This is a genomic window from Novosphingobium sp. (genome assembly GCF_030699305.1).
Taxonomy (GTDB): Bacteria; Pseudomonadota; Alphaproteobacteria; order Sphingomonadales; family Sphingomonadaceae; genus Novosphingobium.
On the sequence record NZ_JAUYNB010000019.1, the window covers coordinates 23510 to 30884 of the forward strand.

The 7375-nt window shown below is 67.5% G+C and carries 6 protein-coding genes; 4 read left to right on the plus strand and 2 right to left on the minus strand.

What is annotated here, in order from left to right; translation table 11 throughout:
- Positions 1-34 precede the first annotated feature (34 nt).
- Together Q8Q53_RS09050 and Q8Q53_RS09055 are read right to left on the minus strand one after the other, a co-directional pair.
- Positions 35-940: an endonuclease/exonuclease/phosphatase family protein gene (locus tag Q8Q53_RS09050; protein ID WP_305701441.1), complete on the minus strand. Its 906-nt coding sequence runs from the start codon at positions 938-940 to the stop codon at positions 35-37.
- A complete protein-coding gene (locus Q8Q53_RS09055; RefSeq protein ID WP_305701442.1) occupies positions 937-2199 on the minus strand; it encodes a cation:proton antiporter in 1263 nt (420 codons plus the stop codon). The genes Q8Q53_RS09050 and Q8Q53_RS09055 overlap by 4 nt, the downstream gene beginning before the upstream one ends.
- Positions 2200-2375: 176 nt before the next feature.
- Between Q8Q53_RS09055 and zwf the strand changes: the two genes are divergently transcribed.
- The 4 genes from zwf to eda all read left to right on the plus strand — a co-directional run bounded on the left by zwf (position 2376) and on the right by eda (position 7305).
- Positions 2376-3815 (plus strand): glucose-6-phosphate dehydrogenase, encoded by a 1440-nt coding sequence (gene zwf, locus Q8Q53_RS09060; protein ID WP_305701443.1) that lies wholly within the window; start codon positions 2376-2378, stop codon positions 3813-3815.
- Positions 3808-5622, plus strand: a complete 1815-nt coding sequence (gene edd, locus Q8Q53_RS09065; RefSeq protein ID WP_305701444.1) for a phosphogluconate dehydratase — start codon at positions 3808-3810, stop codon at positions 5620-5622. Before zwf ends, edd begins: the two co-directional genes overlap by 8 nt.
- Before the next feature lie 97 nt (positions 5623-5719).
- Positions 5720-6691 carry a glucokinase gene (locus Q8Q53_RS09070; protein WP_305701445.1) on the plus strand — a complete coding sequence of 324 codons (972 nt, stop codon included), beginning with the start codon at positions 5720-5722 and terminating at the stop codon, positions 6689-6691.
- Positions 6688-7305, plus strand: coding sequence for a bifunctional 4-hydroxy-2-oxoglutarate aldolase/2-dehydro-3-deoxy-phosphogluconate aldolase (eda, locus tag Q8Q53_RS09075; RefSeq protein ID WP_305701446.1), 618 nt, complete (start codon positions 6688-6690; stop codon positions 7303-7305). Before Q8Q53_RS09070 ends, eda begins: the two co-directional genes overlap by 4 nt.
- The last annotated feature ends 70 nt before the right edge of the window (positions 7306-7375 follow it).

Below are 7375 nucleotides of genomic sequence, written 5' to 3' on the forward strand. Positions count from 1 at the left end.
CTCTGCACACTGCCCTCGAAGTGCAATGTCGCAATCATTCGCCGCCTTGGCAAGCTGCGAGCACGCGATTGGAAGCGTTTCCGCCCCGCGCGAACGCGACGTCTGCAATCACCGGAAAGTGATCCGACGCCACCCGCCCGTCAAAATGCTCCGCCAGCGCGTGATACCGCCGCACCGTCACGCCGGGGCCGACCAGCACATGGTCGATGATGCCGCCCGTGACCGGCACGGCCTGGAACGCGTTGAAGGTAATGGTGGTGCCGTGCGCACGCCGCCCCGCCGCCGTGCGGGCATCGGCCAGCACCCCGTCCGCCAGCAATGCTTGCAGTGATGGCTCGGCCAGCTGCGCGTTGAAATCCCCCAGCACGACCAGTGCTTCGCCGCGCTGGCGGTTGGCGGCGATCCAGCGGGCAATCTGGCCAGCGCTTTCCAGCCGCGCCTGAATGCCGACATGGTCCCAATGGGTGTTCAGCGCCAGCACCTGCGCCCCATCGCTGCGCCGCCGCAAGTGCGCAAACGTGACGATCCGCGCAAACGCCGCATCCCACCCGCGTGAGGTCTTGTCCGGCGTGGGCGAGAGCCAGAACTGCCCGCTGCTCCGCACCGCAAAGCCTGCGCGGGCGATGAACAGCGGCGATGCCTCGCCCGCGGTGCCGTCCGCGTCGCGCCCGCGGCCGATCCGGACATGGCCGGGCAGCGCGGCTTCCAGATCGGCCAGTTGCCCCGGCACGACTTCCTGCAACCCCAGAATGTCCGGACGCAACAGGTGCAACTGTGCGGTCAGCAGATCGCGCCGCAATTCCCAGCGGTTCGGCCCGTCGGCGGGCGTGTCGAGCCGGATGTTGTACGTCATCACCCGCGAGTCCGCTGGACAGCGTGGCGCGGCGCTGACCGGCGCGGCCAGCAGCGCCAGCGCGGCGAGCAGGGCCAGCCGGATCATACCTTGCCCTCTTCCCGGCCCTCTTCCCGCGCGCGGCGGCCATAGACCGCCTCGAACAGCGGGGAGGCCATCAGTGTGGTAACGATCGCCATCACCACCAGGATCGCAAACAGTCCCGGCTCGATGATCCCGCTTTGCAGGCCGATATTGATGATGATCAGTTCCATCAGCCCGCGCGCGTTCATCAGCGCGCCGATCCCCATCGCGGTGGCATGGTCATGCCCGGTCAGCCGCGCGGCGAGATAGCACGCCCCGCCCTTGGCGAGGATCGACGCCGCCAGAATCGCCAGCGCCGCACCCGCCAGCGCCAGGTTGTCGACCACCTGCAACTGGGTGTTGAGGCCCGAGAATGTGAAGAACATCGGCAGCAGGAACACCGTGGTGAACGGCTCCAGCTTGGCCCGCAGTTCTGCGGCAAAGGCGCCGCGCGGCATCGCCGTGCCCAGCAGGAAGCCGCCGAACACCGCGTGAATGCCGACCGCGTCCATTGCGAAGGCCGACAACAGGAACAGCACCAGCACCGTGCCGAGCAGCCCGCCGCCGACTTCGCCGTGCCGGGCATGGACATCGCTCAGCCGGCGCAGCAGGCGCGGGGCGACCCAGATCATCACCACCGCAAACGCCAGCCCGCCGCCGACCGCTTTCCACGCCAGCGAAGCCCCTTCGCCAAGGCTGGCCAGCACCAGCGCAACCACGATCCACGCCCCCGCATCGCCAATCGCGCCGGAGGACAGCGACAGCGTGCCCAGCTTGGTATGCGCGATCCCGCGTTCGTGGATGATCCGGGCGAGCATCGGGAACGCGGTGATCGCAATCGCCGCGCCCAGGAACAGCGCCGCCTGCGCGGTGCTGACGCGCGGGGTGAACAGCCCGTCGATTCCCATCAGCCACGGCGCCATCAGCGCGGCCACTGCAAACGGCGCGGCCATGCTGCCGAACGCCACGGCGACGGCAGATTTCGCGCTGGTGCGGAATTCATCCTTGTCGAACGTCAGACCGACAATGAACATATACAGCCCCACGCCCAGCTGCGCGCCGACATAGAGCACCTTCTTCGATTCCTCGGGAAACAGCGCGGCTTCGACTTGCGGCAGCAGCAACCCCAGCACCGACGGCCCCAGCAAGACCCCGGCGATCATCTCGCCCACCACTTGCGGCTGCCCCAGCCAGCGCTGCACGGCCAACCCGACCAGTCGGCACGCGGTGATGATCGCGGCGAGTTGCAGGAAGAACATGATGCTGAGCTGGGCGGCGGTCATGGACCGCGTATCTATGCGCACGGCGCAAACTTGGGAAGGCAGCACGTGGTGCAGACGTATTCAGTCCGGCCTGCAGTCATGCATAAGAATGCAGCGGTCTGGCCACTCCCCTGCCCCGCTGCTACCCCATGGCGCATGATGACCCCGCCAAGCACCCTGCCCACAGGCGCCCCGCGATGAGCTTTACCGCAAACCGCCTGCTGCTGTTCGGCGCGACCGGGGATCTTGCGCAGCGCATGCTGCTGCCCTCGCTCTGCGCGCTCCATGCGGACAAGCTGGTGGCCGAGGACCTGCAGATCATCGGCACCGCGCGGCAGGATTTCGATGACGCAGGCTTTCGCAACTTTGCCCGCGCCGCGCTGGAAAAGTTCCTGCCCGCTGACCGGCGCGGCAGTATGGGGACGTTCCTGAACCGGCTGCATTACCAGCCGCTCGATGCCAACGATCTGGCCGGGTTCACCGCCTTGTCGGCCAAAGTCGGCCCGATCGACGATGGCCTGGCGATCTTCCTGTCAACCGCGCCCAGCCTGTTCGAGGCGACCATCGCGGGCCTCTCTGCTGGCGGGCTGACCGGAGACAAAGTGCGGATCGGCCTCGAAAAGCCGCTCGGCACCGATTTCCAGAGCAGCTGCGAAATCAACGACGCGGTGGCGCGCGCCTTCCCGGAAGACCGGACCTTCCGGATCGATCACTATCTGGGCAAGGAAACCGTCCAGAACCTGCTGGCGCTGCGGTTTGCCAACATCCTGTTCGAACCGCTGTGGAACGCGGCGCATATCGATCACGTGCAGATCACCGTCGCCGAAACGGTCGGGCTGGAAGGCCGCGTGGGCTTTTACGACGGCGCGGGCGCGCTGCGCGACATGGTGCAGAACCACATGCTCCAGCTGCTGGCGCTGGTCGCGATGGAACCGCCCGCGAATTACAACGCCACCGCGATCCGCGACGAAAAGGTCAAGGTGCTGCGCGCGCTGCGGCTGATCGATCCGTCCGAAACGGTCACCGGCCAGTACCGCGCCGGGGCGATCATCGGCCAGCCGGTGCCGGGTTATGACGAGGAGCTGGGCAAGCCGTCCGACACCGAAACGTTCGTGGCGATCAAGGCGCACCTTGATAACTGGCGCTGGAAGGGCGTGCCGTTTTACCTGCGCACCGGCAAGCGGATGCCCCAGCGCAAGACTGAGATCGTGGTGCAGTTCCGCCATGTCCCGCACTCGATCTTCGCCGGAAAAGGTGCGCGCTCGGTCCCCAACCGGCTGGTGATCGGAATCCAGCCCGAAGAAAACATCACCCTGTCGCTGATGGCCAAAGTGCCGGGGCTGGACCGTGACGGCATCCGCCTGCGCGAAGTGCCGCTGGACATCGCGATGGCCGATGCCTTTGCCGGGCCGAACAAGCGGATCGCCTATGAACGCCTGCTGCTCGACCTGATTGAGGGCGACCAGACGCTGTTCGTGCGCCGCGACGAAGTGGAAGCGCAGTGGGACTGGATCGACGGAATCCGCGCCAGCTGGACCGAGCACGACCTGAAACCGAAGCCCTACGCCGCCGGAACCTGGGGCCCATCCGCATCAATCGCGCTGACCGAGCGCGACGGAGTTCACTGGCATGAGTAACCTGCACCCCGTGGTCGAGCGCGTCACCGCGCGGATCATCGCCAAGTCCAAAGACGGCCGCCAGCGCTATCTGGACCTGATGGACCGCGAGGCAGAACGCTTCCCCAATCGCAGCGCGCTGTCCTGTTCCAACCTGGCGCACGGCTTTGCCGCCGCGCTGGAGGACAAGGGCGCGATTCGGAGCGGGCGCGGGGCAAACCTGGCGATCGTCACCGCGTACAACGACATGCTTTCGGCCCATCAGCCCTATGGCCGCTATCCCGAAGCGATGAAGCTGTATGCCCGTGAAGTCGGCGCGACCGCGCAAGTCGCGGGCGGCGTTCCGGCGATGTGCGACGGCGTGACTCAGGGCCAGGACGGGATGGAACTCAGCCTGTTCAGCCGCGATACCATAGCGCTGTCGGCGGCTGTGGCGATGAGCCACGCGATGTTCGATGGCATGGCGCTGCTGGGCATCTGCGACAAGATCGTCCCCGGCCTCGTCATCGGCGCGCTGCGGTTCGGGCACTTGCCCGCGATCTTCGTGCCGTCCGGCCCGATGCCGTCGGGCCTCGCCAACAAGGACAAACAGAAGGTCCGCCAGCTTTATGCCGAAGGCAAGGCGACCCGCGCTGACCTGCTGGAAAGCGAAAGCGCCAGTTATCACAGCCCCGGCACCTGCACGTTCTATGGCACCGCCAATTCCAACCAGATGATGATGGAACTGATGGGCCTGCACGTGCCGGGCGCCTCGTTCGTGCCGCCGAACACGCCGCTGCGCTCCGCGCTGACCCGCAAGGCCGTGCACCGCCTGGCCGAGATCGGGCGCGAGGGCACGGATTACCGGCCGATGGGCCGGGTGGTGGACGAACGCGCCATCGTGAACGCCTGCGTCGGCTTGCTGGCGACCGGCGGATCGACCAACCACGCGATCCACCTGCCCGCGATGGCCCGCGCCGCCGGGATCAAGCTGGACTGGCAGGATCTGGATGAACTGTCATCAGTCGTCCCGCTGATCGCGCGGGTCTACCCCAATGGCGGGGCGGACGTGAACCACTTCCACGCGGCGGGCGGCATGGGCTATGTCATCCGGCAGCTGCTGGATGCTGGCCTCGCCCACGGCGATATCCTGACCGTGGCGACAGGCGGCATGGCGGCTTATGCCGACGAACCGTTCCTCGATGGCGATGCGCTGGCGTTCCGCCCCTCCCCCGCCGTCAGCGGCGATCCCACGATCATTTCCCCCGTCTCCGCGCCGTTCCATCCCGATGGCGGGATGCGGCTGGTGCAGGGCAATCTGGGGCGCGCGACGTTCAAGACCAGCGCGGTGGGGGCGGATCGCTACACCATCGAAGCCCCGGCCCGCGTGTTTGACAGCCAGGACGGCGTGCAAGCCGCATTCAAGGCGGGTGAACTGGACCGTGACGTGGTGGTCGTGGTCCGCTTTCAGGGGCCGCGCGCCAACGGGATGCCCGAACTCCACAAGCTGACCCCGCCGCTGGGGGTGTTGCAGGACAAGGGCTTCAAGGTCGCGCTGGTGACCGACGGGCGCATGTCCGGCGCATCGGGCAAGATCCCTGCCGCGATCCACGTGACCCCCGAAGCGCTCAATGGCGGCACGCTGGCGCTGGTGCAGGACGGCGATGTGATCCGCCTCTGCGCCCACACCGGCGCACTGGAAGTGCTGACCGACCTGACCGGCCGCTTGCCCGCGGAGGCGCCGAGCGAAACGATGGGTATGGGCCGCGAACTGTTCGCCATGCTGCGCCGCCATGCCGATGGGGCCGAACAGGGCGGATCGGCCATGCTGGCGGAGGCTGGACTGTGACCGCCCCCAACACCCCCTGCCCGTTCGTGTCGAGCGAAGTCGAGACAACTGCGTGCGACGTGTCTCGACTTCGCTCGACACGAACGGAGGTTTTCGCATGACCAGCCTTGTCACCGTCGATATCGGCGGCACGCACGCGCGCTTTGCGATGGCGGAAATCGCCGCCGATGGCGCGATCACGCTGGGCGAACCGGCGACGCTCCACACCAAGGATCACGCCAGCTTCCAGACCGCGTGGGAGGACTTCGCACAGCAGCAGGGCGGCAGCCTGCCCGAAGCGGTGGCGATTGCGGTGGCCGGGCCGGTCGGCGGCGATGTGATCCGGTTCACCAACAACCCGTGGATCATCCGCCCCGCGCTGATCCCCGAAAAACTGGGTGCGACCCGCTATACCGTGGTCAACGATTTCGGCGCGGTCGGTCATGCCGTGGCCCGCGCGGCGCCCGAACATTTCGTCCATCTGGCCGGGCCGGATGAGCCGCTGCCCGCCACCGGCACGATCTCGGTCGTCGGCCCCGGCACCGGCCTTGGCGCGGCGCATATCTGGCGCGATGGCGCGGATTACCGCGTGCAGGCGACCGAAGGCGGGCACATCGACTTTGCCCCGCTCGACAGTATCGAGGACGCCTTGCTCGCCCGGCTGCGCCAGCGCCACCGCCGCGTTTCGGTGGAGCGCGTCGTCTCCGGCCCCGGCATCGTCGACATCTACGAAGCGCTGGCCGCGATGGAAGGCCGCGCGATCCAGCCGCTGGATGACCGCACGCTGTGGCAGCTGGGCACCAGCGGTGAAGACAGCCTTGCCGCCGCCGCGGTTGACCGGTTCTGCCTGTCGCTGGGCGCGGTCGCGGGCGATATCGCGCTGGCGCAGGGCGCGTCGGGCGTGGTGATCGCGGGCGGTCTGGGCCTGCGCATTCGCGATACCTTGCTGAAATCCGGCTTCGCCAGCCGCTTCCGCGCCAAGGGGCGCTTCGAAGGGCTGATGGCGGGCCTGCCGGTCAAACTGATAACCCATCCGCAGCCGGGCCTGTTCGGTGCCGCCGCTGCCTTTGCATCGGAACACCTGAAATGAGCCGGATCGAAGAAATCATGCTGATGGCCCCGGTCGTCCCCGTGCTGGTGATCGAGGATGTCACCCACGCACGCGCCATTGCCGAAGCCCTGGTCGCAGGGGGCCTGCCGGTGCTGGAAGTGACCCTGCGCACCGCCTCGGCGCTCGATGTGATCCGCGAAATGAAGCAGGTGCCCGGCGCGATTGTCGGGGCGGGCACGGTGCTCAACGAATTCGCGCTGGATGACGCGCTGACGGCAGGCAGCGAGTTCATCGTCTCCCCCGGCCTGACCGAAAGCCTGGCCAAGGCGGCGATCGCAGCGGACGTGCCGTTCCTGCCCGGCACCGCGACCTCGTCCGACATCATGCGCGGGCTGGATCTGGGGCTGGACCGGTTCAAGTTCTTCCCCGCCGAAGCCAACGGCGGCATTCCCGCGCTGAAAGCCATCGCCGCGCCGTTCGGTTCGGTCCGGTTCTGCCCGACCGGCGGCATCACGGCAAAGACCGCGCCCGACTGGCTGGCGCAGGATTCCGTGCTGTGCTGCGGCGGTTCCTGGCTGGTGCAAAAGGGCGCGCCCGATCTCGCCGCGATCGAAGCGGCAGCGCGGGCGGCGGCGGCGCTGGGTCTCGACTAACAGCCAAAATTCATACTCCCGTTCGTGTCGAGCGAAGTCGAGACACGGTTGCGCTAACCCTGTCTCGACA

Bases quoted from the DNA above. Each gene is read 5' to 3' on its own strand.
- Q8Q53_RS09050 (WP_305701441.1), bottom strand. From the start codon at position 940: ATGATCCGGCTGGCCCTGCTCGCCGCGCTGGCGCTGCTGGCCGCGCCG.
- Q8Q53_RS09055 (WP_305701442.1), bottom strand. From the start codon at position 2,199: ATGACCGCCGCCCAGCTCAGCATCATGTTCTTCCTGCAACTCGCCGCG.
- zwf (WP_305701443.1), top strand. From the start codon at position 2,376: ATGAGCTTTACCGCAAACCGCCTGCTGCTGTTCGGCGCGACCGGGGAT.
- edd (WP_305701444.1), top strand. From the start codon at position 3,808: ATGAGTAACCTGCACCCCGTGGTCGAGCGCGTCACCGCGCGGATCATC.
- Q8Q53_RS09070 (WP_305701445.1), top strand. From the start codon at position 5,720: ATGACCAGCCTTGTCACCGTCGATATCGGCGGCACGCACGCGCGCTTT.
- eda (WP_305701446.1), top strand. From the start codon at position 6,688: ATGAGCCGGATCGAAGAAATCATGCTGATGGCCCCGGTCGTCCCCGTG.